Annotated in this window: 21 protein-coding genes; 13 read left to right on the top strand and 8 right to left on the bottom strand. The window is 32.4% G+C overall.

Features of this window, described 5'->3' with window-relative positions:
• Positions 1-84: 84 nt before the first annotated feature.
• Positions 85-3,030, bottom strand: a complete 2,946-nt coding sequence (locus N3C_RS06370; protein ID WP_074365219.1) for an ABC transporter substrate binding protein — start codon at positions 3,028-3,030, stop codon at positions 85-87.
• Positions 3,031-3,307: 277 nt separating this feature from the next.
• On the opposite strand from N3C_RS06370, the gene deoC reads away from it, so the two are divergent.
• Genes deoC through deoD form a run of 4 tightly spaced genes read left to right on the top strand, consistent with a single transcriptional unit; the run spans position 3,308 to position 7,318 of the window.
• On the top strand, positions 3,308-3,967 hold the full coding sequence (gene deoC / locus N3C_RS06365; RefSeq protein ID WP_074365218.1) for a deoxyribose-phosphate aldolase: 660 nt from the start codon (positions 3,308-3,310) through the stop codon (positions 3,965-3,967).
• A 40-nt stretch (positions 3,968-4,007) separates the two neighbouring features.
• A complete protein-coding gene (locus N3C_RS06360; RefSeq protein ID WP_074365217.1) occupies positions 4,008-5,312 on the top strand; it encodes a pyrimidine-nucleoside phosphorylase in 1,305 nt (434 codons plus the stop codon).
• Positions 5,313-5,365: 53 nt separating this feature from the next.
• Positions 5,366-6,550 carry a phosphopentomutase gene (locus tag N3C_RS06355; RefSeq protein WP_278281039.1) on the top strand — a complete coding sequence of 395 codons (1,185 nt, stop codon included), beginning with the start codon at positions 5,366-5,368 and terminating at the stop codon, positions 6,548-6,550.
• Positions 6,551-6,610: 60 nt separating this feature from the next.
• Positions 6,611-7,318, top strand: coding sequence for a purine-nucleoside phosphorylase (gene deoD, locus N3C_RS06350; RefSeq protein WP_074365216.1), 708 nt, complete (start codon positions 6,611-6,613; stop codon positions 7,316-7,318).
• Between the two features lie 104 nt (positions 7,319-7,422).
• On the opposite strand, the gene N3C_RS06345 is transcribed toward deoD, so the two are convergent.
• The 4 genes from N3C_RS06345 to N3C_RS06330 form a co-directional block, all read right to left on the bottom strand.
• Positions 7,423-7,605, bottom strand: a complete 183-nt coding sequence (locus tag N3C_RS06345; protein ID WP_074365215.1) for a DUF6440 family protein — start codon at positions 7,603-7,605, stop codon at positions 7,423-7,425.
• 84 nt (positions 7,606-7,689) lie between these two features.
• Positions 7,690-8,166, bottom strand: coding sequence for a peptidylprolyl isomerase (locus N3C_RS06340; RefSeq protein ID WP_074365256.1), 477 nt, complete (start codon positions 8,164-8,166; stop codon positions 7,690-7,692).
• 397 nt (positions 8,167-8,563) lie between these two features.
• Positions 8,564-9,067 carry a hypothetical protein gene (locus N3C_RS06335; protein WP_074365214.1) on the bottom strand — a complete coding sequence of 168 codons (504 nt, stop codon included), beginning with the start codon at positions 9,065-9,067 and terminating at the stop codon, positions 8,564-8,566.
• Positions 9,068-9,146: 79 nt separating this feature from the next.
• The gene (locus tag N3C_RS06330; protein WP_074365213.1) at positions 9,147-11,081 is read right to left on the bottom strand and encodes an EAL domain-containing protein; all 1,935 of its coding nucleotides are present in this window, start codon (positions 11,079-11,081) and stop codon (positions 9,147-9,149) included.
• Between the two features lie 201 nt (positions 11,082-11,282).
• Between N3C_RS06330 and N3C_RS06325 the strand changes: the two genes are divergently transcribed.
• Together N3C_RS06325 and pyk are read left to right on the top strand one after the other, a co-directional pair.
• Positions 11,283-12,377: a DUF3810 domain-containing protein gene (locus N3C_RS06325; RefSeq protein WP_083604446.1), complete on the top strand. Its 1,095-nt coding sequence runs from the start codon at positions 11,283-11,285 to the stop codon at positions 12,375-12,377.
• A 307-nt stretch (positions 12,378-12,684) separates the two neighbouring features.
• A complete protein-coding gene (gene pyk, locus N3C_RS06320) occupies positions 12,685-14,430 on the top strand; it encodes a pyruvate kinase (protein WP_074365212.1) in 1,746 nt (581 codons plus the stop codon).
• Positions 14,431-14,510: 80 nt separating this feature from the next.
• On the opposite strand, the gene N3C_RS06315 is transcribed toward pyk, so the two are convergent.
• Positions 14,511-15,242: a lysoplasmalogenase family protein gene (locus tag N3C_RS06315; RefSeq protein ID WP_074365211.1), complete on the bottom strand. Its 732-nt coding sequence runs from the start codon at positions 15,240-15,242 to the stop codon at positions 14,511-14,513.
• A gap of 93 nt (positions 15,243-15,335) precedes the next feature.
• Entirely contained in the window at positions 15,336-15,521 is a 186-nt protein-coding gene (locus tag N3C_RS06310) for a DUF1540 domain-containing protein (RefSeq protein ID WP_373432799.1), read from the bottom strand.
• Positions 15,522-15,735: 214 nt separating this feature from the next.
• Between N3C_RS06310 and N3C_RS06305 the strand changes: the two genes are divergently transcribed.
• Complete coding sequence (locus N3C_RS06305) at positions 15,736-15,972, top strand: glutaredoxin family protein (RefSeq protein WP_074365210.1); 237 nt, start codon at positions 15,736-15,738, stop codon at positions 15,970-15,972.
• An 83-nt stretch (positions 15,973-16,055) separates the two neighbouring features.
• Here N3C_RS06305 and N3C_RS06300 read toward each other — a convergent pair whose 3' ends face one another.
• Positions 16,056-17,237 (bottom strand): GerMN domain-containing protein, encoded by a 1,182-nt coding sequence (locus N3C_RS06300; RefSeq protein WP_178377779.1) that lies wholly within the window; start codon positions 17,235-17,237, stop codon positions 16,056-16,058.
• A gap of 138 nt (positions 17,238-17,375) precedes the next feature.
• Here N3C_RS06300 and N3C_RS06295 point away from each other — a divergent pair, with 138 nt between their 5' ends.
• The 6 genes from N3C_RS06295 to N3C_RS06270 all read left to right on the top strand — a co-directional run bounded on the left by N3C_RS06295 (position 17,376) and on the right by N3C_RS06270 (position 25,913).
• Positions 17,376-18,818 (top strand): DEAD/DEAH box helicase, encoded by a 1,443-nt coding sequence (locus N3C_RS06295; protein WP_074365209.1) that lies wholly within the window; start codon positions 17,376-17,378, stop codon positions 18,816-18,818.
• Positions 18,819-18,886: 68 nt separating this feature from the next.
• A complete protein-coding gene (locus tag N3C_RS06290; RefSeq protein WP_074365208.1) occupies positions 18,887-20,518 on the top strand; it encodes a spore germination protein in 1,632 nt (543 codons plus the stop codon).
• 43 nt (positions 20,519-20,561) lie between these two features.
• The gene (locus N3C_RS06285; RefSeq protein WP_074365207.1) at positions 20,562-21,740 is read left to right on the top strand and encodes a Ger(x)C family spore germination protein; all 1,179 of its coding nucleotides are present in this window, start codon (positions 20,562-20,564) and stop codon (positions 21,738-21,740) included.
• Between the two features lie 19 nt (positions 21,741-21,759).
• Positions 21,760-22,866, top strand: a complete 1,107-nt coding sequence (locus tag N3C_RS06280) for a GerAB/ArcD/ProY family transporter (RefSeq protein WP_074365206.1) — start codon at positions 21,760-21,762, stop codon at positions 22,864-22,866.
• Positions 22,867-23,052: 186 nt separating this feature from the next.
• Positions 23,053-24,522, top strand: coding sequence for a sensor histidine kinase (locus N3C_RS06275; RefSeq protein WP_242944050.1), 1,470 nt, complete (start codon positions 23,053-23,055; stop codon positions 24,520-24,522).
• Positions 24,523-24,683: 161 nt separating this feature from the next.
• The gene (locus tag N3C_RS06270) at positions 24,684-25,913 is read left to right on the top strand and encodes an aminopeptidase (protein ID WP_074365205.1); all 1,230 of its coding nucleotides are present in this window, start codon (positions 24,684-24,686) and stop codon (positions 25,911-25,913) included.
• Positions 25,914-26,141 lie beyond the last annotated feature (228 nt).

Below are 26,141 nucleotides of genomic sequence, written 5' to 3'. Positions count from 1 at the left end.
GGCTGCATACAAGTTTAAGTAACTTGCATGCAGCCTTACGTTCGTTTATTTTTTTATTAAATTAGAAACTGATAGTTATGATTGCTAATTGTTCACATCACCCAATGAAAAGTTTGTTAAGTATTTATATAGGTCCTCTGAAGATAGAGGCTTAGAGAAGTAATATCCTTGAATAATATCACAATTATTTTCCTTAAGATAATCTAGCTGTTCTTTGGTTTCTACTCCTTCAGATACGGTGGTGATTCCTATTTTATGACATAAAGTAATAATGGAGTCTGCAATAATATTATTTGAGTCTCCTTTTATAATATCGTCAATAAATAGCTTGTCTATTTTAATCATATCTATTGGAAGGTTTCTTAAGTAACCTAAGGAAGAATATCCTGTACCAAAGTCGTCTATAGCTAAGCTGATGCCATGGTTTCGGAGGAGTTGCAACTTTTCTGTAATAAAATCTGGCGATTCCATTATAATTGATTCAGTAATTTCTAATTGCAATAATGAAGGATTAAGTTTAGTTTCCTCTAAAATTTTTAAAACCATATCACAGAAATTTTTCTGTAGTATCTGTATAACTGATATGTTTACAGATACTTTATAGCTGGTATTTAACTTCTTATTAAGCATGTAAGTAAATTCACAAGCGGTCTTTAAAATCCATTCTCCTAAAGGAACTATAAAGCCTGTTTCTTCAGTAATTCCTATAAATTTATTAGGAGGTACAAATCCTAGTTCCTTACTTTGCCAACGAACTAAGGCTTCAAAGCCGCATATTTCATTGGATTTTATGTTTACTTGTGGTTGGTATAAAAGGAAAAACTCATTACTATGCAAAGCATCTTTAAGATTTCTTTCGATATTTACTCTATGATTTATATGTTCCGTTATAGATTGGTTAAAGAAACAATAAGTATTTTTTCCGTTTTCCTTAGATTTATATGTTGCCATGTCTGCGCATTTTAATAAACCGTCTGCAGTAGTACTATCCTGAGGAGCAAGGGCTATTCCAATACTAACGTTTATATTTAAACTATTATCATCTATAACAATAGGATTGCTAAAGGTGTTTATAATCTCTTTAGCTAAGGATTCCACATTATCCTTGTCAATAGCTTCCTTTACATATAGAAGAAATTCATCCCCACCAATTCTAAAGAGAACTCTATTTTTATTTGTAAAGGGAGTTAATTTTTTAGCTGTTTCTATTATTACCTTATCTCCATAAGCATGTCCTAAAGTGTCGTTGATTAGTTTAAAGTTATCCATATCTATAAATAAGAAGGCTTGTAAATTACTGCTGGATAGTTTTTTGTTAAATGCTAAAGCAAATTTCTCATTAAAATAACTTCTATTATAAAGGCCAGTAAGTTGATCGTGATAAGCTAAATATGCCAATTCCTGCTCATGGGATTTAATATAGGAGATATCAGAGTTAGATCCAACTATCCTTATAGGGTTACCTTCACTATCAAAGATTGCTTTAGCCCGACTGTAAAACCATTTGTATCCATTATTTTTTACTTTAAGCCTATATTCACATTCAAACTTATTAATCTTTTGTTCTAAGTACAGTTGTAGTTTTTTCGCTATATCTTCAACTTCATCAGGATGAATAAGCGATTTATAAGCGTCATCTTTGGAAGAAAAAAAGGATTTATCATAACCAGTGAGTTCTTGAAATTTTTCTGAAAAGTAAATTTCATTTTTTGCTAAATTCCAATCCCAAATAGCATCATTGGTAGCTTCTATTACAAGCTTATATCTTTGCTCGCTTTCAATCAAATCTTCTTGAGCTTGGGCGATGGTTAGATATTGTTCCCGCAATTCTTCCTCGGTGCTGGCTAGTTCCTCATATAATGCAGATAGCTCATCATGATTGTTTTCAACTTCTTCTTTCATCTTTTTAAGCTTTTTTAAATATATGATTAAAAATATCACTAATATAATTAATATCAAGATTACAAAAACTGTAGTAATTATTAAACTTTTATGTTGCTCCCATATTGCATAAGGGTTATTTAACAGCATGCTATCCTTGGGAATAGCTGATTTAGGTATATTAAATCTTTTTAGTTGTTCATAATCAAAAATATAGCGAGTGGATTTTGTAGTTACAATTGGCAGGTTGGATGGATTTTCTCCATTTAGTATCTTTTTTGCTAATTTGGCAGTTTCATGGCCTAATAGATCACTACAAAGCATGCTTCCACCTACTACGCCGCTATTAGCGGAATAATCATATAAAAGGTAGATAGGGATGTTGGAGTTAACACTTAAAAGTTTTGTAAAGTGTCGATTACCTATAAATTCTTTATTAATATCTGAAAAAAAGGTTCCCATAAGGATGATGCTGTTTTTTTCCTCTTTAGATAGTAAATTAATAATACTCAATTTAGAAAAATTATTTAAGGATTCAACAGTTAGATTTTTATTAAGGGATTCTATTGCTTTTATTGCTAAGTTAGAGGTGGATAGGCCACTTTCGGTATAATCATTAACAAGATATATCTTTTCTAAATTTGGATTAATCTTTAATGCTGCTTCTATTGTACCTTTTACATCTACTAATTCTAATATGCCTGTGATATTTGTTTTGTCGTATACGATTTTATTGAGACTTTCTTCATTTACCCCTGTAAAAACTATAGGTGCATTATTAAATAATTCTTTGCGGTTTTTTAATGAAAAATCTAATGCTGCATCATCAATTGATATAATCAAATTTATTTTTTTGTTAGCATATTTTAATTTTATCATTTTATAGAAGGCTTCTTTAACATTATCGTAAGGAAAACGCTTCCAATCCATATATTCTGTAGAAATATTGATATAAGGATCATACTTTTTTAGTTCTGATATTATTGCTTCCGTTTGATTATCTGTCCAAGCCATCCCTCTTTCATAGGAATTTATAATAATTACATTTTTATTTATATTATCAGCATGACATTTTATTGGTAGTTTAATTATTAAGGAGCATATTATAATTAGGATTAGAAATTTCTTATAAAATCCATATTTACTCATAGGCCCACCCCTATTAACCTAAAATAACATGTATAACCAAAGATTAATTCATATTAAATATAAACTCCAAATTTACAATTAATTATATCATAAATTTGCATACAATATTAAGAAAAATGATTTTTTTTGTAAATGTATAAATGTAAATTTAGAATTTAGGCCGATTATTAAATGTGGAAATATGTATCATATAGGGATGATGTTAAGATGAAATTTAGGGTATAATAAAGTTAGTTTTAAATAACATGAAAACTATAAGGGAAGGATGTTGAATGAGATGAGTTTAGCTAAGTACATAGATCATACTATACTAAAGCCAGAGGCTTCTGAGGAGGAAATTAAGAAACTTTGTAAGGAAGCTAAAGAATACGGATTTGCTTCTGTTTGTGTAAATCCTTATTATGTTTCTTTGGCAGCCCAGGAATTAAAGGATTCTGATGTTAAAGTTTGTACAGTTATAGGATTTCCCTTAGGAGCTACCACAAGAGAAGTTAAAGCCTTTGAGACCAATCAAGTTATCGAAAGAGGAGCTCAGGAAGTTGATATGGTCATAAATATAGGGGCTCTTAAATCTAAAAAATATGATGAAGTAAAGGCAGATATAGAGGCGGTAGTAAATGCTGCAAATGGTAGGGCTTTAGTAAAGGTTATAATAGAAACTTGTCTTTTAACAGAGGAAGAAAAGGTTCAAATATGCACTATAGCAAAAAATGCTGGTGCAGATTTTGTTAAGACTTCCACTGGCTTTTCTACTGCTGGTGCTACCGCTAAGGATGTTGCTCTAATGAGGGAAACGGTAGGAAAGGAAATGGGAGTTAAGGCTTCCGGCGGAATAAGAGATTATAAAACTGCAAAAGAAATGATAGAGGCAGGAGCAAATAGATTAGGTATGAGTGCTAGCATAGCAGTGGTTGAGGCAGAAAAGAAAGAAGGTTAAAAAGTTTTAATAATTTTTAATAAAGGAGCAGGTCTGTTCTATGAGGATGTATGATTTAATTATTAAAAAAAGAAATGGCGGGGAGCTTAGTACAGAGGAAATAAACTACTTTGTAGAGAATTATACTAAAGGGAAAATTCCAGATTATCAAGTGTCTGCACTTATGATGGCTATTTACTTTCAAAAAATGACTATGAGGGAAACGGTAGATCTTACCATGGCTATGGTGAATTCTGGAGATATATTGGATCTAAGCGGAATAGAAGGTATAAAGGTAGATAAGCATAGTACAGGGGGCGTAGGAGATACTACAAGCATGGTTTTAACTCCTATGGTAGCAGCGGTAGGTATTCCAGTAGCTAAAATGTCCGGAAGAGGACTAGGACACACAGGGGGAACTATTGATAAACTAGAATCCTTCAGTGGTTTTTCTGTAGAAATAAGAGAAGATCAATTTATAAGCAATGTAAATAAGATAAAACTTGCTATTATGGGTCAAACAGCGGAACTGGCACCGGCGGATAAAAAGTTATATGCCTTAAGAGATGTGACCGGAACGGTAGACAATATTTCTCTTATATCCTCCAGCATCATGAGTAAAAAGATTGCTGCTGGAGCGGATGCAATAGTTTTAGATGTAAAGGTCGGAGATGGAGCCTTTATGAAAACCTATGAGGAGGCTAAAGAATTAGCTAAGGCTATGGTTAACATAGGGAAAAGTGTAGGCAGGGAAACAGTGGCTGTATTATCTGATATGGATCAACCTTTAGGTTTTGCTATAGGAAATGCCTTGGAGATAAAGGAAGCTCTAGATACTCTTCGAGGAAAAGGTCCTAAAGATTTGCTAGAATTGTCTTTAACCTTAGGTAGTCAAATGGTACTTTTAGCTAAGAAGGCCTCTTCTGAAGAGGAAGCTAGAAGGATGCTCTTAAAAACTATAGAAGATGGTTCAGCTATTAAAAAGTTTAAGGAATTTATTATGGCTCAGGGTGGCAATGGAGCTGAGATAGATGATCTTGATTTATTGCCAAAGGCTAAATATGTAGTTGAAGTGAAAAGTGATAGAGAAGGCTTTGTTACAAAAATTGATGCTCAGAAAATGGGCATTACTGCTATGGAATTAGGTGCAGGCAGAGCAACTAAGGAAGATGTGATAGATTTAGCTGTAGGATTGCTGCTTAATAAAAAGCGTGGCGATAAGGTTAGAGTAGGGGATACTTTAGCGGTTATTCATGCTAATCATGAAGGGCGTATAGAAAAAGCTATTAAGGATATTCTAAATAATTATGAAATAAAAGAAGAAAAGGGTAAGGATATTCCTTTGATTTATGAGGTAATAAGGTAGCGGTAATTAATACAAGATAATAATTGAAAATAATTAATATAGGAGGTGTTGTTTTGGTTAAGAGCAATATAGATAGAGTTATATGGATAGTATTAGATAGTGTTGGTATGGGAGCAATGCCAGATGCAGAGCTATTTGGTGACGTAGATGTTAACACCATAGGACATGTATCTCAAGCTTTAGGTGGCCTTAAGGTACCAAACATGGAATCTATAGGCTTAGGTAACATAGATGAAATACAGGGATTAAATAAGGTAGAGTCTCCTAGAGGTTGTTATGGTAGATTTGCAGAGGCTTCGAGAGGTAAGGATACTACAACTGGACACTGGGAAATGGCTGGTGTTGTATCAATGGTACCTTTTCCAACTTACCCTAATGGTTTCCCTGAGGAAATAATTAAGGCCTTTGAAAAGGCTACAGGAAGGGGAGTTATAGGTAACAAGCCAGCTTCAGGTACGGTGATATTAGATGAGCTTGGGGAAGAGCATATGAAAACCGGTAAGGTTATAGTATATACCTCTGCTGACAGCGTCTTTCAAATAGCAGCTCATGAGGATGTGGTGCCTTTAGAAGAGCTATACAATATGTGTAGGATTGCTAGAGATATCTTAGTAAAGGAGCATGCAGTAGCTAGAGTTATAGCAAGACCCTTTGTAGGAAAGCCTGGTTCCTTTACAAGAACCCCTAACAGAAGAGATTTTTCTTTATTACCACCTCATGATACCGTATTAGATAAGCTTAAAAAGGCCGGTTATCATGTAATGGCAGTAGGTAAAATAGAAGATATTTTCTCTGGACAGGGAATAACAGAGGCGGTTCATACTACGGATAACATGGATGGCGTTGATAAAACTTTAGATTATATGAAGGAAAATAAAAAGGGTATCATATTCACAAATTTAGTAGATTTTGATATGAAATGGGGCCATCGTCGTGATTATAAGGCCTACGGCAAGGGGTTGGAAGACTTTGATGCAAGACTACCGGAGATACTCAATGCTATGGAGGATAGTGATGTATTATTTATTACAGCAGATCATGGTTGTGATCCCACTGCTCCTGGAACTGACCATACAAGGGAATATGTCCCTTTCCTAGCTTACGGTAAGGCATTAAAGGAAAATGTAAATTTAGGCACAAGAAATACCTTTGCAGACATTGGACAGACAATAGCTGAAATCTTTGGAACAGAAAAAATTCAAAATGGTGAAAGCTTTTTAAAGGAAATTGTAAAGTAAAGCTTGTTAGCAAGCTATAATAATTAAGCCAACTGCATGTTGGAATAAGGAGGTTTTAAAATGAGTGTGCATATAGGTGCGAAAGAAGGTCAAATAGCGGATAAGGTATTATTACCGGGGGATCCACTAAGAGCAAAGTTCATAGCAGAAAATTTTTTGGAAAATGCAGAATGCTATAATGAAGTAAGAGGTATGTATGGTTATACCGGTACCTACAATGGAAAAAGAGTATCAGTACAGGGTACTGGGATGGGAATACCTTCTATATCAATTTATGTTAATGAATTAATTCAATTTTACGGAGTTAAAAATTTAATTAGAGTAGGTACATGTGGTTCTTATCAAGAGTCCGTTAAGGTTAGAGATGTTATTTTAGCTATGTCTGCCTCAACAGATTCTGCTATAAATAAGATTAGATTTAAAGGTATGGATTTTGCTCCTACAGCTAGTTTTGAACTGCTTAAAAAGGCCTATGATATAAGTGTGGCAAAGGGGCTAAGTACAAAGGTAGGTAATGTGGTAAGTTCTGATACCTTTTATGATGATGATCCAAATAGCTGGAAGCTATGGGCCAATTATGGAGTTCTAGCAGTGGAAATGGAAGCGGCAGCTCTTTACACCTTAGCAGCTAAATTTGGTGTAAATGCCCTAGCTATATTGACCGTAAGTGATCACCTTGTAACAGGAGAATTAACCACTGCGGAGGAAAGACAAAAAACTTTTACAGATATGATTGAAGTGGCATTAGATACTATAACAGCAGATTAAAAATATAAAGCTAGAGTGAATTATTGCTCTAGCTTTAATATTGAATTACGAAGAAAGATTTTAGTAATTTTAAAGTTTAATAAAAATGTACAATGCTGGTTTATTTATGAGTTATATGGAGTAATTATAGGACGACCTTCCTTATCTAGTAACGGGGTTAAACCACCGGCAGAGCCATTGCTTATATACAAGTAGTTAACTCCAGTCTCTTTATCAACTAATATACGGTACATCTCTAAGGTCCCTTGAGAGTATACTACTTGAAAGCGATCTGATTTTTTATTCAACTCACAACACCCTACCTATAACATAATATACAGTTTATGTTATATTATAATATTTATTTTGAACGAAGCAATATATGTTTGCAACTACTTGTTTTCTACTGAGCCTAAGTCCACAGTAATTTTCTTTATTCTTTGATCTTTTAAAGGTTTATCATTGGAATTACGCTTAACATTAGCAATCTTTTCTGCTACCTCTAGGCCTTTTATTAATTTACCAAAAGCTGCATACTGGCCATCAAGGTAATCTGCATCTCCTACCATGATAAAAAATTGAGAACCGGCAGAGTTAGGTTCGTTACTTCTAGCCATAGATAGAACTCCTTTAGTATGTTTTAAGTCGTTCTTAAAGCCATTGCTAGTAAATTCACCTGGGATTGTATAACTTGGGCCACCTGTACCAGTACCAGTAGGGTCTCCCCCTTGAATCATAAAGCCAGGAATAACTCTATGAAATATTAGACCATCGTAGAAACCTCTTTGAGCCAAATAAACAAAGTTTGAAACGGTTTTAGGAGCTATATCAGGATATAGCTCAGCCTCCATTATTGAACCGTCTTCCATTTCTATAGTTACTATAGGTTTTTTACCTGAAAGATCTAAATCTTCCTTTGGAGCAGGGGTGTTTAGTTTTTCTTTAATAAGCTCTGCTGCCTTTTCCTTTTCTGACTTTATTGTCATATCTTGTTTTTCTGATTTAGTATTACTTTCTTGCTTTTGTGATGTAGTGCAAGCGGTAAATAAAAGAATAAAAATCAATATAAAGCTACCTAAGCAATATGTAATTTTTCTTTTCATATATTTAACACTACCTCCTTTTACCAAGTATGTAACTATAAAAAAGTATAGCAGAGCAGATAAAAAGAGGCAAGGATATAAATATATAAGAAAAGTAAGATAAAAAGTATCGGATATCTATTTGATATAATCCGATACTTTTTATTTTTCGTGGTTGCTACAATTATTTGTGTCTTAAGGATTGAAGAAAATTAATATATTTGCTTAAGGTTTCATCTTGTTTTTTTAGATTTGAGTATTGTTTGCTCATAAGATTTATGATGCTGTCATAACCAGAAAGAGCCTCATTGTAATCTTGATTTTTCAAATAAGTGTTAACAGATTTTATCCTTCTAGCAATAGCCTTTTCTGTAAGAGCTATTTGTTCTGCTATAGAACCAAGTTCCATTTCCATAATTTCTACTTTTTTACGGTCTTCATCGGAAGGCGGAATAGGGCCGCTAAATACTAGCATGTAGAGATCCGACGCTTCCTTTGACTTTTGATTAATGGATTTTTGAATATCTTTGTTCTCTTTAACTTTTTCGTTAATTTGGCTTCTTTTTTCTTTTATCATAGAGGTAAAATCTTTATCAGGATTTTCAATAAAGCTAACAGCATCAATAACCTTTATAGGTGTAAGGAAAGTAAATAAAGTTAGTGCTATTGTAAAAACGAATTTTTTCATAACATAATCACCTCTTTAATAGGTTTCCTTATTAAAGAGGTGATTATGTCATTAGGTTAATGTTAAATTTTTCATAGCTTTAATTTAGTATTTTTTTAATGTCCTCTGGAGGTAACGGCTTTGAAAATAAATAGCCCTGAATCATATCGCATTTATTATTTTCTAAATATTTAAGTTGCTCTGTAGTTTCAACGCCTTCTGCTATTATAGTAAGACCTATTTTATGACCTAAGTTTATAATTGAATCTGTCAGTGTTGTACTAGAGTCATCAGAAGAAATGTCATCTATAAACAGCTTATCAATTTTTAAAGTTGTTATAGGGATGCTTTTCAAATAAGCTAAGGAGGAATATCCTGTACCAAAATCATCTAGGGCTACGCTAATCCCTTTTTCTCTTAGGGTCTTTAATTTTTCTATAATTAGTTCAGGAGATTCCATAATAATGGATTCGGTTATTTCTAGTTCCAATAAATTTGGTGATAGCCCGGTATCCTTTAAAGCCTTTTCTACCATTTCGGTAAAATTATCCTGTAAAATTTGCATTACAGATATATTAACGGAAGTTTTATAGTTTGCATTCTTTTCTGAGTTTATAGTTTTGCAAAATTCACAGGAGGTTCTTAAGATCCATTCACCTAATGGTACTATAAAGCCTGTTTCCTCTGCAATATGAATAAATTTAAAGGGAGGAACCATACCAAGTTCAGGACTAATCCATCTAATTAAAGCTTCAAAACCTATAATTTGCTTTGATTCTACATCAACTTGAGGTTGATAGTAAAGTTTAAACTCATTATTTTCCAAAGCCTTCTTTAAATGCATTTCTATATTAACTCTAGCTTGAATCTCATCTTTAATTAAAGTGTTAAAGAAGCAATAACCATTTTTTCCTCTTTGTTTAACCTTATACATAGCCATATCTGCATAGCGTAATAAGCTATCCACATCTTTTCCGTCAAAAGGATATAAAGATATACCTATGCTTACGGAGGCGCTAATACTGTTACAATCTATAGAAAATGGCTCTGAAAAACTATTCGTTATTTTATTTGCATAGGACTCTATTTCCTCTTTGCTATTAGCATTTTTCATATAAAATACGAACTCATCACCACTAAGCCTATATAATTCGTAGTTATACTTGGTGAAGGATAGTAATCTCATAGCCACTTCTAGTAAGAATTTATCTCCAAAAGAATGACCTAAGGTATCGTTAATAAATTTAAAGTTATCTATGTCTATAAATATCATAGCATCTAGTGTATTATACATATCATCTGATTTCATATGACTTAATCTTGTTCCTACAGTTTCATAGAGGTACAATCTGTTATAAAGGCCTGTTAATGGATCATGATAAGCTATATATTGCAATTCGTCTTCATAATCCTTTAGTTCAGTTATATCCATGTGGGAACCAATGATTCTATAAGCTTCATCTTGGGAATTGAATAAGGCTTTTCCTCTAGTTCTAATCCACTTATAATCACCTTTGGCTGTCATTATTCTAAATTCACATTTAATAAAAGAGTTTTTTTCTGCCAAACTATCTTTAATGGCTTTTATTATTTTGGGTTCATCTTCTGGATGGATATACTTTCTCCATGTAGAAAGATAACCATCAAAGTCTTTCTCATTATAACCTAAAAGTTCGTACCATTTATCAGAGTGAAAAATGGTGAAGTTGCTAACATCTATATCCCAAATGGCATCGTTAGTGGACTCTAATACTAAACGGTAACGTTCTTCTGCACTAGCTAAAAAATTTTGGGTTGAAGAAAGTTCATCGTATTGAGCCCGAATTTCATCATCATTTTTAGCTAATTCTTCGTACAGTTCAGCAAGTTCATCCTGATTAGACTGTAATTCTTTTTGCATCCTTTTTATTTTTCGTATATAAAATAAAAGTACGATTATAAAAAGCAATGATAAGATTAATAAGCAAAAGGAAACATAGATGAAAAATTTATACTCTTGGGAAGTGATAATCATACTATTAACATAATTTATCATCTTATTACCTCTATACACTAGATTTATACTATATATATTGAAAAGTAGCATAGTTTAAGTTTATTGTTTCAATTATATCATAATATTACTTACTTTTATACATAGTTTAGAATATTTGTTAAATAAATTGTATTATAGTCACGCTTATGATATCTTATATTTTTTGTAAATACAGGTAAAGTTTTATTAGGAGGGTATATTGTGAAAGTACATAAGAAAACTGTAATTAAACTTATAGTTATCGGAATGGCCCCTTTAATCTTTATTATTAACGTAATAAGTAAGAATTTCATTGATTCAGTTGAAAGATATTATTCTATTGGCATAAATAAAGCTGTAAGACAGGTACTTAGTTTAATAGCAGGTATATTTCCATTTTCTGTAGCGGAATTTTTATTACCTGTACTTGTTATTGTACTATTTTTTCTAATAGTTAAGCTTGTTATTAGCATAAAAAGGGGAGGCTTTCTAACTAAGCTTTTAGATTTAGGAGTTTATCTATCAATCCTTTATATATTATTTATGGTTCTTTGGGGATTTAATTATAATAGGTTATCCTTTGAAAAAATATCTGGCTTAAAAATAGAAAATTCATCCCAGGAACAACTATACAAACTTTGTGAAAGCCTCATTGAGAGAGCTAGTGTGTTAAGAGAGAAAATTAAGGAGGGGCCTGATGGAGTAATGACCATTGAAGGTGGTTATAAAGAAGTTTTTTCAAAGGCATCACAGGGATTTTTAAAGTTGTCAGAACAGTACCCAGAACTTAGCGGAAAATATGGTAAACCCAAAAAGATAATTTTATCTAAGCCTATGAGCTATACAGGAATTACAGGTATATATATTCCTTATACAGGGGAGGCCAACGTAAATATTAATGTAAGAGATTTTATGCTACCTGCTACTACTACCCATGAAATGGCTCATCAAAGAGGTTTTGCCCGAGAGGATGAAGCTAATTATATTGCTTATTTAACTTGCACTGCTAATGATGATCCTCAATTTAAATATTCAGGAGTGATGTTAGCTTTAATCCATTCTATGAATGCTTTATGGTATGTAGATTATGAAGGTTATAAGGAACTTATAGGAAATTATTCTCCAGGTATGAAAAGAGATATACTAGATGATATTGATTTTTGGGCTCAATATGAAGGTAAGGTAGAAGAGATTTCAAATAGTATAAATAATAGCTATTTAAAGTCTAATGGCCAGAAGGACGGAGTTCAAAGTTATGGTAGGATGGTAGATTTACTTTTAGCAGAACATAGATTTTTATCAGAAGAAAATTATTGATAAATGCTATAAAAAATATAGGGAAAAAATATTTTTACTATTCATTTTTATGACATATAAGTAACCCCTTACCTTGCGGTTTACCTATAAAAATGGGATAATGTAAGAAGAGTCAGATAATTTGAGAAAGAAGCTTAGAGCTAAAGCTAGCAATTCATTTCTTTACTGTAGTTATATAAGAATTAGATTTATTGAATAATAATTTTATTAAGGATAAAATTAAAATAGAGATTTGTACATATGGAAATAGAGGCAAAGGAATAGGATACTAAATTACAATAATTAATTATAGATAGGAGCTGTTAGTATGAGAATGACAAAAATTATATGCACCCTTGGGCCTGCTGTAGATGATGACAATGTATTGGAACAGTTAATTCTTGAGGGAATGGACGTAGCCCGCTTGAATTTTTCTCATGGTACTCATGAGGAGCAAAAAGTTAGGGTAGATAGGCTTAAAAGAATAAGAGAAAAGGTTGGAAAGCCAGTACCACTTCTTTTAGACACTAAAGGTCCTGAAATACGTTTGGGAAAGTTTGAAAATAATGAGGTTACTCTTAAGGAAGGAAATAACTTTATCTTAGTTAATGAAGATATACTAGGTAATGAAGAAAAAGCTAGCATATCCCATAAAGAATTGTATAAGGACGTTAATATGGGAACAAGGGTTTTGATAAATGACGGCTTAGTTGCGCTAGAAGTTATAAAGGTTGTAGGTAAGGATATTCACTGCAGAGTTTTAAACGGTGGAGTTGTTAGCAACAATAAGGGAGTAAATATCCCTGAAACGGATACTCATCTTCCATCCTTAACAGAACAGGATATTAAGGATATAGAATTTGCTGTTAGAAATGATTTTGACTTTATAGCGTGTTCTTTTGTTAGAAAGGCTACAGACGTAAATGAAGTTAGAAAGGTACTTAAAAAGCTAGGTGGAGAATACATTAAGATAATAGCTAAAATTGAAAATCGTGAAGGTGTAAACAACTTTGATGAAATATTGCAGGTTGCCGATGGCATAATGGTAGCCAGAGGAGATCTAGGAGTAGAAATTCCATCAGAAGAAGTTCCTATTGTACAGAAGATGATAATTAGTAAGTGTTATAAGGGTGGAAAACCTGTTATTACCGCAACTCAAATGTTGGATTCCATGATTAAAAATCCTAGACCTACAAGAGCAGAGTCCAGCGACGTAGCAAATGCGGTTTACGATGGAACTAGTGCTATAATGCTCTCAGGAGAAAGTGCTGCAGGAAAGTATCCTATAGAAAGTGTAAAAACTATGGCTAAGATAGCTATGAAAGCTGAGCAAGCCATAAATTACAGTAAAATGCTTGCAGTCATGCAGTTTGATACTATGGATAATATTACTAATGCCATAAGCTATGCAACTTGTTCAATAGCTCAACAACTAAATGTTGCAGCTATCATATGTGTTACTCATTCTGGAGAAACTGCTAGAATGATATCTAGATTTAGACCTTTCTGTCCAATAGTTGCAGCTACAGATAATCCAAGGGTTGAAAGACAGCTACATTTATCCTGGGGTGTTATTCCTTGCTTAATACCATCATTAACTACTGTAGAAGAAATGTTTGAAGAGGGAGTAAAGCAGGCTCAGAAACTTGGAGTAGTAAAAGATGGTGATATAGTAGTAATTACTGCCGGAGTACCAGGCGGTATAAGTGGTACAACTAATTTATTAAAGGTTCATACAGTAGGTAATGTACTATTAAAAGGGGAAGGTGTAGTAAAAGGTAAGAGCACAGCTCAGGTATGTTTGATAAGAAAAATGGATGATTTTGCTAAGTGCTATAATAATGGAGATATAGTGGTAGTTGCAAATACAACCAATGAAATGGTTCCTTATCTAAAAACCGCCTCTGGAATTATAGTAGAAGAATCGGATTTAGACTGTCATGCTGTAACCGTAGGTTTAGCCTTGGATATACCAGTTATTGTAGGAGCTCATAATGCCCTATCTTTACTAAAGAATGGCTCTGTAGTAACAGTGGATGCCAATAATGGTCAGGTTTTGAGCGGTACTAATTAGTTTTGTAGATTGATTTTAAATTTTAGAAACGTTATTACATGAAACACCTTGGCGTGGAGAGAGCGTCGAGGTGTTTTTTGCTATGTATTCAACTTATCAAAATCATATCCGCTCAAAGCTAGCAAAACTTGAGAAGGCAGATAAAAAAGCCATATGAGAAAACTAGAAGTAGCTTCGTATTTATTAAGAAAAGTACAATGGAAGTTAGAATTACTAGCAAGATAGCTAAGACCAACATTAATATCACATAGCATAAAGAGCATCATACCTACTACAATCATATATCTATTAGGGCTTGGAAAGTATTTTTCCTTGCAGGATTTTATTGATCTTATTACACTAGCAATAAGGGTAATGGTATAGATGAAGGCTACCATAAATAAAAACATAATATTTTTTGAAAAAATACTAAGTGTTAGATAGATAATTGTTGTAATTACTATAAAAGTTATAAGTTTTATTACAGTGTAATGGTTATTTTTAGACAGGTATCTCATGAAATAAATGATTTGGACTAAGCAAAAAGTTATTACTCCTAGTTCGCAAAAGTCTAATATTAAAAAGAATAAATCAGCTAAGGTGGTAAAAAGTAGCCCAAGCTGTAGAAGAAGGGTATCTTTATGGTTTAGGCCATATTCATCTATTAACAAAGATAAAACAAAGCATAGTAGAATAGAAATATATTTGAGTTTGTCTGAAATGTTGCTTTTATACATATTGTCTAAGTCTAAGATTAAAAATAATATATACAAAAGAAATATTGCTATTAATATTAGTACTACAGTCAATTTTTTGAAATTTAGGGTTTTCATTTTTTACCACCGTATAAATTATTTTTTGTAATTTATAAATATATGATTATATAAAGAAAGCATCTTGATAGATGCTTTCTAAACTTTAGTTCTTTACATAGGTTCGAAACTTCCGCAGTCAGTAGCTTGCACAGAATTTGCATTTCTTTCGTTTTTAACTATTTTTATTTGCTGTAAAGTGCAGTAATCTACATTCTTAGCATGATATTTACACTCATCAACTATGCAACCTATGCTGTCGTTATGTCCATTGTGCATTGCTTGTTTATTGTGTTCCATCATATCACTCCTTTTAAGATTTTCACTTTTATTGTGTGCTTATAATAGAGATTTATTCATGGCAAAGATACAAGCTATTACCACAAGATGAATGGAGTTGATATAGATAACAGAATTTTTATTAATTTTTAGTACAAAAACAGGTACAAGTATACCCTTAGTGAGTATAATGGTATTAAGATATACCTATATGGGGTATAAAGGAGGGGAAATAATGAATATAACCATTTACACCAGTTCATCATGTCCTTGGTGTGTTAAAGCTAAGAGATATCTTGATTCTAAAAATATTGAATATAGGGAAGTAAATGTATCTGGAAACCTATTAGGAGCTCTTGAAATGAAAATGAAGTCAGGACAGAGTGCTGTGCCGGTAATTGATATTGATGGGGACGTTATTGTTGGTTTTAATAAAAAGGCTATTGATAGATCTTTGGCAAGGAAGTATTGATAAATGACAATAAAAATAGGCTTTTTCTTAATAATATAGGAAAAAGCCTAAATTAATAAATTAAAATTTAACTAGTAGTGGAATCATTCTGTAACCTGTGTTCTATCAACGGTGAAAGCTTCTCCTTTTTTCATGCTAATGTGTCCTGAAGAATAAGGATTACCATCTAGAGTAATATAGACCTTCTCTACACCATAGTATTCTCCCAGGGTATTGGTAATAGACTGAAGAATCTTTAACTCGAAGGAGGCTCCAACATTTAGATCAGAAACAAAGTTTTTTGTAAAATCTACATAAACCATGCCATCATTGTTTAGGTATAGGCTGTTAATTTTAACATTAGGTCCAAGCAATTTATTTAGATTATCCTTAGGAACAGTTCTAAATTCTTTTTCTATAGCTAATTTAGTTATATCGTTTGTTCTAAAGGATAATTTTTTTTTAATGGGAATCAATTTATCGCTTTGAGTATCTGGATAATAAAAGGTGATTTCGGTTTTTAGAGTTTCATTGTTTCTGATTTCCTTTAAGGAAGAAACAACTTCTGTTCCATTGGATTTAAGGATGGTCTTTACTAGACCTATATTTAAAACATAATAATCAATTCTTTCAGAATCCTTTCCCTTTGTTGTGACTTCCAAGGCTTTATAACTTCCAGAAGGAGTGGTAACTTCAATATTAACATTGGTTATAGTTCGTACATCTTTATCAGGTAAAGTCCACTGATTACCTTTTACAAGAGGTTCTTTTAGCAATATCTCTTCTTTATTGGCTTTTTTGCTGGTGAGGTCTTCTCTATATAGTGTGTCTTCTTTTTCATAAATAAGCTTTAGCTCATTATTATTGCTTTCGATAATCTTAGAAGTTATAGTACCAGAACTTTCTATTCTTAGTTGAACCTTATTATCCTTTATGTAGTCAGTCCAAAGGGAATAAGAGGACAATTCATTGCCACTTCCTTCATATATGTAATGGGTATTAGCCTTTATGGGGTAATAATCCTTAATACTATAAGGGGAAGTAAGGCTATTATTTCCATTATAGTTATTGCTAATGGTGTCTTCTGTATTTTTTTTATTAGCATCTCCATTATTAGTATCCTTTTCTTTGCTATCCGTATTTCCTTCATCATTACTGGATGATTTATTTGAATCAGTTTTAATTTGAGATATGCTATCAAAGTTATCAGTAGGTACAATTCCCTGGCATCCTATTAGGGAAATGGTAAAAAATAAAAGTAAAAAACTAGCTAAGAGTTTTTTCACCTGTATCACCACCATGAAAATAATATTAACTAATCTATACTATGCTAAGAGAATTATAAATTTGAATAATATTTTAAAAATTAATTGATTCTATATTATATAATTAATAAAATGAATTGATAAAATGGGGTAGTAAAGATGAATAATAGTTTTAAAGACTACAAATTAAGTAAGGAAATAGTGAAGGCATTAACCTTAATGGGGTATGAAAATCCCACAGAGGTGCAGAGTAAGGTTATAGATAAGGCTCTTATGGGCAAAGACTTAATTGTGCAAGCACAAACAGGCAGTGGCAAGACAGCGGCCTATGGAATACCAATTTGCCAAAGTATAGATATTGAGGAGAGGATGCCACAAGGACTTATCCTTGTACCTACTAGAGAATTAGCGGTACAAGTAAAAGAGGATATAACAAACATAGGGAGATTTAAGAGGATACGCTGTGCCGTTGTTTTTGGTAAGCAGCCTATGAGCCTGCAAGTGCAGGAGTTAAAGCAAAGAGTCCATATTGTAGCAGGAACCCCTGGAAGGGTTATGGATCATATTAAAAGGGGAAGTTTAAAACTTGAAAAATTACGTTATTTAGTTATTGATGAAGCAGACAAAATGCTTAATATGGGCTTTATAGATCAGGTGGGAGAAATAATAGACACTTTGCCTAAGGAAAGGACCACTATGCTTTTTTCTGCTACTATGGCTGAAGAAATTGAAAGACTATGCCAAAGATATTTAAATACTGCTGAGAAGATAGAGATAACACGTGAGACTTTAATTTCAGAAAGAGTGGTACAGGAGCTATATGAGGTAGAAAAGGAAGAAAAGTTAGAATTGCTTAAGAGGATATTATATATAGAAAATCCGGAAAGTTGTATAGTTTTTTGTAGTACTAAGGAAAATGTGGATACCCTCAACAAGAGGATGAAGGGTGAAAAAATATATACTAGGGCCCTTCATGGAGGAATGGAGCAAAAGGATAGATTAGAAATAATGAGGCTCTTTAAGAGAGGGGGATTTAGGATTCTTATAGCCACAGATGTGGCTGCTAGGGGTATTGATGTTTCTGATTTGGATTTAATAATAAACTATGATGTACCGGTAGAAAATGAAAGTTATGTTCATAGAATAGGAAGAACTGCTAGAGCGGGGAAGTCAGGTAAGGCAGTAACCTTTGCAGCTCCCTATGAAAAAAAGTATCTTAACAGCATAGAAGAATATATTGGTTATAAGATACCTAGGAGAGAGATACCATCTAAAGAAAAGTCTGAGGTTGCTAAAAAAGAATTTGTGAAAAAGGAAAGGGAGGCTCCTCAATTAAAAATTGATAAGGGAGAGCTTCTAAATAAAGAGGTAACTAAGTTGTATATAAATGCAGGAAAAAAGAAAAAGATGCGTCCTGGAGACATTGTTGGAGCTATCACAGCTATCGAAGGTGTTAATGCAGAAGATATTGGTATAATAGATGTACAGGATAATGTATCTTATGTGGATATACTAAATGGTAAAGGAGATAAGGTTCTTAGAGCTTTACAGAAAACTACAATGAAAGGTAAAGAAGTAAGAGTGCAAAAAGCCAAAAAATAAATTGTCAATTAGTGGGAGAGTATAATTTACACCTCTGTTTACAATAATACATTTAAGGGGTGATAAATATGCTCTTTTTTAATTTTATTAATAAACTTATAGGAAAAAATAGAAGGTCTAATGATTCAGATAAGAAAGGATACAAAGATTCTAAAGAAAATTCAACAAGTGAAGTAGGCAGTGGACTAGATGAAAGTAGTAATAAGGTGATGCCCAGTAAGTTTACTGATAATTTACAGAAAAATGCAGCAATCTTGAAACAGGTTTTTAATAAATGTATTGATTTTTTGGTAAGGGATATAAATATAGCCAATAATCTAGCTTATAAGGCAAAAGTTATGTACTTGGATAATATGATTCCACAAGATGTTTTAGAGGATAATGTAATTAATATACTAACGGCAAGTCCTGCAGAGCATAGCCCTGATCCCAGCAATATAGAATATACTATGTCCTTATTAGGTATTGGTTATGAAAATACCTTTGAAGAAGTGGAGAAAGTCTGCGAAGCTATTACAGAAGGAAAGGTTATAGTACTGATTAATGGAATAAATAAAGCATTGGTGGCTTCCTTAGCAGATCCCCCATCAAGAACTATTGCTGAACCGGAAGTAGAAAAGGCAGGTAGGGGGCCAAGAGAAAGTTTTATAGAAAATTTACCTGTTAATATAGCTTTAGTGAGAAAGAAAATAAAAAGTATATATTTGAAAACTGAAATGTTTAAATTGGGACAGGAGACTAAAACTCCGGTAGTTATTTCTTATATGGATAATTTAGTTGATAAAGAAATATTGGAAGAGTTAAAAAGGCGATTAGGTGAGATTAAAATAGACTCTGTATTAGATTCCAATTATGTGTTGGAATATATTCAGGATCAGCCTGTGAGTTTACTTCCTACCATATTTCGCACTGAGAAACCAGATGTAGTGGCTGCAAAGATACTAGAGGGGAAGATTGCAGTTATGGTGGATGGTTCTCCCATTGTATTAACCTTGCCTACAGTTTTTTCTGAACTTTTTATAAGCAGTGATGATTATTATCAAGGAGCTGTAATAGTATCTATAATAAGATGGGCTAGGTATCTTTCGTTTTTGGTGTCATTAACCTTGCCAGCAATATATGTGTCCTTAATTACCTATCATAGTGAGTTACTACCTGCTAGACTGGTTAATACAGTAGTATGTTCTAGGGCAACGGTACCTTTTAATGCCGTGATAGAAGCTATTATAATGATGGTTACCTTTAATATATTACAGGAGGCAGATATAAGGATTCCTAAATCTATGGGGCAGGCTGTAAGCGTAGTAGGTGCTTTGGTGCTTGGTGAAGCAGCTGTATCTGCAGGCATTGTAAGTTCGCCTATGGTTATAGTAGCTGCCTTTGCTGGTATTTCCGGTCTAGCCATACCAGAATTGGAAATTCAAAGATCCCTTATATATATGAGAATAATTGTTTTAATAGCATCGGGCCTTTTGGGGTTAGTAGGCACTACCTGTTCAGTATTAATGATCTTTATTTATCTCGTTTCTCAAAGGTCCTTTGGGGTTCCTTTTATGGCTCCTTTTTGCCCTGTTGATTTTAAAGCAATGAAGGATACTATTGTTAGAGCTCCAATTTGGATGATAAATCATGGCCCCTACATAAAAAAATGGAAAGAAAAAGTTAGTAGAGAAGAAAGAAAGAATACAAACAGGAGCTAAATTAAAGAATCTCTTGATTAAAAGGAGAGGAATAGTACTGGGAATGAAAAGTATATTTAGAAACATAATTATTTTTTTAACTATTATAGGAATAATGTTTACTACTACTGGTTGTAAAGATAAGGTCGATATTCAAGATTTGGCTATAGTAATGGCCATGGGAATAGATTACACTGATGAAAGTCAGTATAAAGTCTCATATCAAATTTTTACTGCTAGCACTTTTCAAGGGGGAAGCGGAGGCCCTAAGGGGGGGAGTGGTGGAATAGTTGCTCCATATTTTGAGGGTTTTGGAGAAACCTTAACGGAAGCTATGCATGAGATGGAAGATAGGATTGGTAAAAAGATTCATTTTGGGCAACTAAAGGTTGTAATTATAGGTGAAAAGGCTGGAGAAGAAGGAATTTCTTTAGCAATAGATACTATGGCAAGATTAGTTGATATCAAAACTAATGTACCAATATATGTTACAAAAGGAGAAGCGTCAAAGATCATAATGCAAAGACCTTCTGAAGATGCCATAACAGCAAATGTTATAGATAATATTGTTTTGAAAGAAGTGCGCACTGGAGCAAATCCTGTAGTATATTTGGCTCAAATAGCAGATAAGCTATCCAGCAAACATTGTTTTGCTCCTGTTTTAGGTGTTATTACAATACCAAAAAGGAATGAGATTTCTGATAGCAGTGCTTTTGAGATGGAAGGAATGGCGGTTTTTTCAGAGGATAAACTTAAAGGATATTTAGATAGAGATATTACTTTGGGCTATCAATTTATAATGGGGGAGATTAAACTTTTAACTACTTCTATAAGGCTAAGTGATGGAAACAAGGCTACACTGCAAATTCAGCGTTGTAAAAGTAAGGTAAAAACAACAATTACAGAAGATATGCCACAGGTTGATATTTATATAAAAATATATAGCGTTTTGATGGATATAACAGGAGATATGGATTTTTTGAAAAATCCAGAATTGCTAACTCAGATGGAAAATGTTCAAAGGGACATAATAAAAAAGAAAGTGAATGAAACTATTGCTGCTGCAAAAGAAGATATGAAGTTAGATTTTATTGGCTTTGGAAATATCATTTATAAGCAGCACCCTAAGGAATTTGAAAAAATTAAAGATAATTGGCAGGAGCTTTTCATAAATCTGCCTATAAAAGTAACCGTTGATATAGAGGTAAAAGATACTGGATTGTTATCTAAACCCATATACTGAGAGGGAGGTTGTCTAGTCGTTGGATGAGAAGATATCACCTTATGAACTTTTTTCTGTTATTTTCCTCGTTCCTTACGGTACTGCTATATTAGTTTTTAATGCAGCTGAAGCCAAGCAAGATGCCTGGATTATGATTTTAATATATATGATTCCTGGCTTTTTATTACAATATATTTATATTTCTTTGCATAGAAGCTATCCCCAAGGGACTATTATAGATTGGATGGTAGAAATATTCGGAAAAGTACTGGGGGGATTTTTTGCTATACTTTATATCTTATACTTTGGATATATAGCAGGTAGAGTGCTTAGAGACTTTATAAATATTCTTAAAATAGTAGCAGCCACCAATAACTTAATTACATTTAATATAGTTATTATAGGAACAGTTATCTATGGTATATCAAAGGGAGTAGAAAACATGTGTAGAATAACTTCCTCCTATTTTTTAGTTTTAGTTATAGTTAATTTAATATTATTACTTTTGTTTTTTGCTACTTCCAACATAATACATTGGCACAATCTTAAGCCTATTTTACCTAAGGGGCTTCTAGAACCGCTATTGAAAAATTGGGACATTATTACCTTTCCTTATGGCGAAACTATAATTGCTACAATGCTATATTCAAAGGTTAACAATCCGGATAAAATTAAATTCTCAGCTTTTTGGGCAATTATTGTAGAAGGAATTGTACTTTCTTTTGCTAGTATATGTTATATCATTGGTTTGGGAGCTAATTTTGCTAGTAAGGCCTATTTTCCCATGCTGGATACACTGAGGCTTATTAGATTATCTGGATTTTTAGATAGACTGGATTTATTCATCATAACAATACTGACCTTTAACGCCTTTATTAAGATAGGTTTCTTTACTTATTGCAGTATAGCTGCTACTAATCAGCTTTTAGGAGTAAAAAACAATAGAGCACTAATATGGATTAGTGGTCTTATAATAAGCATAGCTGCATATTATATGGCAGAAGATTATCCTCAACATTTAAAAATTGGCTTAGATTTTACCCCTAAGTACATACATTTGCCTATGCAAATTATCTTGCCTGTTTTAGCATTAATGGTAAACCATTTTAAAAAGAAATCTATCAAGAAGAGAACTGAAACAACTTAATATTTTACTTATAATTAATAAAAGACGGATAAAACCGTCTTTTATTCTGCATGGATAGAAGTGATGATATTAACTAGCGATAGACAAAATATTAGACAAAATTACAAATAAATTCTTAAAATTACAAACTTTATATGTTATAATATAGATTGGTATTATAATTATGTAGTTTGGTAGGTGATATTGTTGGCAAAGATAAAGCAAATCATAAATAACATTATCTCAGCTAGCAATTTAGGTGAATATGAAAAGGAATTTCACAATCAGCGCTTAATATTAAATTTTGAAAAATGCAAAATAGTAGCTAAAGTATGGATATTTATATGTGCAATTCTATTTATTTTGGGATTTTTTGTGTATAGTCCTGTATATAAAGAGCACAATGCTAGTGTGTATTTGCCTATTAATCAGATAACTATGATAGTCATAGTAATGCTTTGGATTTTAGTAATGAAAGTTATTAATAAAATAAATAAGCCTAAACTAACCAGTATAATGTGTTATATTTTTCTTAATTCAGCCATAGGTTGGTGCGTTATAATAGGAATTAATGACTTAGATGGCTATGGTACAGTTTTACCTTATGTAATATGTATACTAACTTTTGCATCTTTTTTATCTTTCAATTTTATAGAGGCTTCCCTTATGTTTATAGGTTCTATGATCATAATTATAATGACCTTATTTTATCTTATACAGGATGAAATAATGCTATATAGCTATATAACAAATGTTTTAATATCTGTTATTTTATCTATGATAATTTCTAGAATAAATTACACAAGGTTATCTAAGGATTTTTTGAATGAAAAGAATATCTTAAGATCTAAGGAGATCTTGGAAGCTACAAATGAAAAGTTAAAGATGTATGAAAGAGTCAGAACAGACTTTTTTGCAAATATATCACATGAGCTTAGAACACCTTTAAATGTCATATATAGCGCAGAACAAATGGCAGAAAGGCTAATAGATAGCGGTAATACAAATGATAAGAAAATACGTAAGTATTTAAAAATGATGAAACAGAATTGCTTTAGGTTAATTAAGCTTATCAATAATTTAATAGATATAACAAAAATAGATGCTGCTAACTTTGAAATTAGATTAAAAAACATGGACATAGTAAGGGTTGTGGAGGATATTACCTTATCAGTAGCAGATTATATTGAAAATAAAGGAGTAGTTCTTGTTTTTGATACAGAGATAGAAGAAAAGGTTATAGCCTGTGACCCTGATGTAGTGGAAAGGATAATGCTGAACTTGCTGTCTAATGCTGTTAAGTTCACAGAAAAGGGAGGTACTATCTTCGTAAATGTATACGAAGGAGATGGATATGTTTATTTATCAGTGAAGGATACTGGGGTAGGTATATCAGATAATGTAAAAGAGAAGATTTTCTCTAGATTTGTTCAAGTAGATAAGTCTGTTAGAAGATGCCGTGAAGGTAGTGGGATTGGTTTATCTCTTGTAAAGTCTTTATTAGAAGTACATGGTGGTTCTATTAGTGTGAAGAGTAAAATAGGGGAAGGTAGTGAATTTATTGTGGCTTTAGAAGATCGAGTTTTGGAAGATGAAGAAGTAATAAGTCAAACTTCTAAAGGTGAAGATGAAAGGATACAAATGATTAATATTGAGTTTTCCGATATATATAGCTAGGAATTTTGTTAAGGGAGTCTCTAGCCAAGCTGGAGACTTTTTAGTATTTTTAGTTATGGAATTAATCTTTTAGCTATTTTTTTGATATGTAGATAATGAAGATTTCATATGCTAATATGTAAATATAACACTTATTAATGAAAAAGAGTGGAGGTAAACCTATGAATAAAAATATATTAAAGAAATACGCTGAACTTGTAGTTCATACTGGAGTTAATGTTCAAAAGGGTCAACCGGTAGTTATAATGGCTCCTATAGATACTGCGGATTTTGTTAGAGCTATAGCAGAAGCTGCTTATAAATTAGGAGCAAAGGATGTATATGTGGATTGGTCAGATGATAAGCTAGCTAGAATTAGATTTTTAGAAGCGCCAGAGGAAGTTTTTGATGAGATACCTTCTTGGAAAAAGGAATTCATTTTGACTAATTTACATAATGGAGCGGCGGTTATTCAAATTGCGGCATCAGATCCTGAGATCTTTAAGGGATTAGATGTAAATAGGATATCAAGACAGCAAAAGGTTAATGCTAAGGAGTTAAAGGAGTTTTATGAAAGTCTGATGGCAAATAAAAATGCATGGACTATTGTTTCAGTGCCTACAGTAGCTTGGGCTAAGAAGGTTTTCCCTGAACTTTCAGAGGAAGAAGCTATAAATAAATTATGGGAAGCAATATTAAAGGCAGTAAGAGTAGACTTAGAGAATCCTATTGCTGCTTGGAATGAGCACAATTCAAATTTAAGAAAAAGTATGGACTTTTTAAATAGCAATAATTTTAAATATCTTCGTTATAAAAATGCCCTAGGAACTGATTTAACTATCGAATTACCAGAAGGTCATATGTGGCTAGGAGGATCAGAGTATACTACTGGAGGAATAGAATTTAATGCTAATATGCCTACAGAAGAAGTATTTACCTTGCCTAAGAAAACAGGAGTAGAGGGTAAAGTTGTTAGTGCTATGCCTCTAAATTATAATGGAACTATTATAGATAACTTTACTTTAACTTTTAAAGAAGGAAGAATAGTAGAATATACTGCAGAGAAGGGCCTAGATATGTTAAAAACACTGATAGAAACAGATGAAGGTTCTCACTATCTTGGAGAGGTAGCCTTAGTGCCTTATGATTCTCCTATATCAAATCAAAAGATCTTATTTTATAATACCTTATTTGATGAAAATGCTTCTTGTCATTTAGCTATAGGTAAAGCTTATCCTTCATGTCTTAAAAATAGCGAAAATATGACAGATGAAGATTTAAAGGCGGCAGGAGTTAATGATTCTCTAGTACATGTAGACTTTATGATAGGTACTGAAGATTTAGAAATTACAGGTATTACAGCAGATGGAAAAGAAGTTCCAGTCTTTGTTAAAGGAAATTTTGCATATTAAAATTTGCAGATTCAGATTTTAAAGCTAAAGGATTTAAATAGAGAGATTATTGAAGAAGTAAATGACAAAGAGTCTGATAGAATTTCAGATTCAAAATATATTGAGTGAAAAATAAAGAGAGCTAATTGGCTCTCTTTATTTACTGGTGTTTAGTTTAATTGAAATACTTTAATAGTAATTTCTCTGCATCATCCTTGTTCAAAGGTTTAGAGAAGTAGTATCCTTGAC

Source organism: Clostridium sp. N3C, assembly GCF_900095445.1.
GTDB lineage: Bacteria > Bacillota > Clostridia > Clostridiales > Clostridiaceae > Clostridium_AU.
Note: the sequence above shows the minus strand (reverse complement) of the source record. Positions and strands in the feature narration are given on the sequence as shown.

Excerpts from the sequence above, each read along its gene's own strand:
- N3C_RS06340 (WP_074365256.1), bottom strand. The coding sequence starts at position 8,166 with ATGGAAGACGGTTCAATAATGGAGGCTGAGCTATATCCTGATATAGCT.
- N3C_RS06335 (WP_074365214.1), bottom strand. The coding sequence starts at position 9,067 with ATGAAAAAATTCGTTTTTACAATAGCACTAACTTTATTTACTTTCCTT.
- N3C_RS06285 (WP_074365207.1), top strand. The coding sequence starts at position 20,562 with ATGAAAAGTATATTTAGAAACATAATTATTTTTTTAACTATTATAGGA.
- N3C_RS06330 (WP_074365213.1), bottom strand. The coding sequence starts at position 11,081 with ATGATAAATTATGTTAATAGTATGATTATCACTTCCCAAGAGTATAAA.
- N3C_RS06305 (WP_074365210.1), top strand. The coding sequence starts at position 15,736 with ATGAATATAACCATTTACACCAGTTCATCATGTCCTTGGTGTGTTAAA.
- N3C_RS06270 (WP_074365205.1), top strand. The coding sequence starts at position 24,684 with ATGAATAAAAATATATTAAAGAAATACGCTGAACTTGTAGTTCATACT.
- N3C_RS06360 (WP_074365217.1), top strand. The coding sequence starts at position 4,008 with ATGAGGATGTATGATTTAATTATTAAAAAAAGAAATGGCGGGGAGCTT.
- pyk (WP_074365212.1), top strand. The coding sequence starts at position 12,685 with ATGAGAATGACAAAAATTATATGCACCCTTGGGCCTGCTGTAGATGAT.
- N3C_RS06290 (WP_074365208.1), top strand. The coding sequence starts at position 18,887 with ATGCTCTTTTTTAATTTTATTAATAAACTTATAGGAAAAAATAGAAGG.
- N3C_RS06295 (WP_074365209.1), top strand. The coding sequence starts at position 17,376 with ATGAATAATAGTTTTAAAGACTACAAATTAAGTAAGGAAATAGTGAAG.
- N3C_RS06315 (WP_074365211.1), bottom strand. The coding sequence starts at position 15,242 with ATGAAAACCCTAAATTTCAAAAAATTGACTGTAGTACTAATATTAATA.
- deoD (WP_074365216.1), top strand. The coding sequence starts at position 6,611 with ATGAGTGTGCATATAGGTGCGAAAGAAGGTCAAATAGCGGATAAGGTA.
- N3C_RS06370 (WP_074365219.1), bottom strand. The coding sequence starts at position 3,030 with ATGAGTAAATATGGATTTTATAAGAAATTTCTAATCCTAATTATAATA.
- N3C_RS06310 (WP_373432799.1), bottom strand. The coding sequence starts at position 15,521 with ATGGAACACAATAAACAAGCAATGCACAATGGACATAACGACAGCATA.
- deoC (WP_074365218.1), top strand. The coding sequence starts at position 3,308 with ATGAGTTTAGCTAAGTACATAGATCATACTATACTAAAGCCAGAGGCT.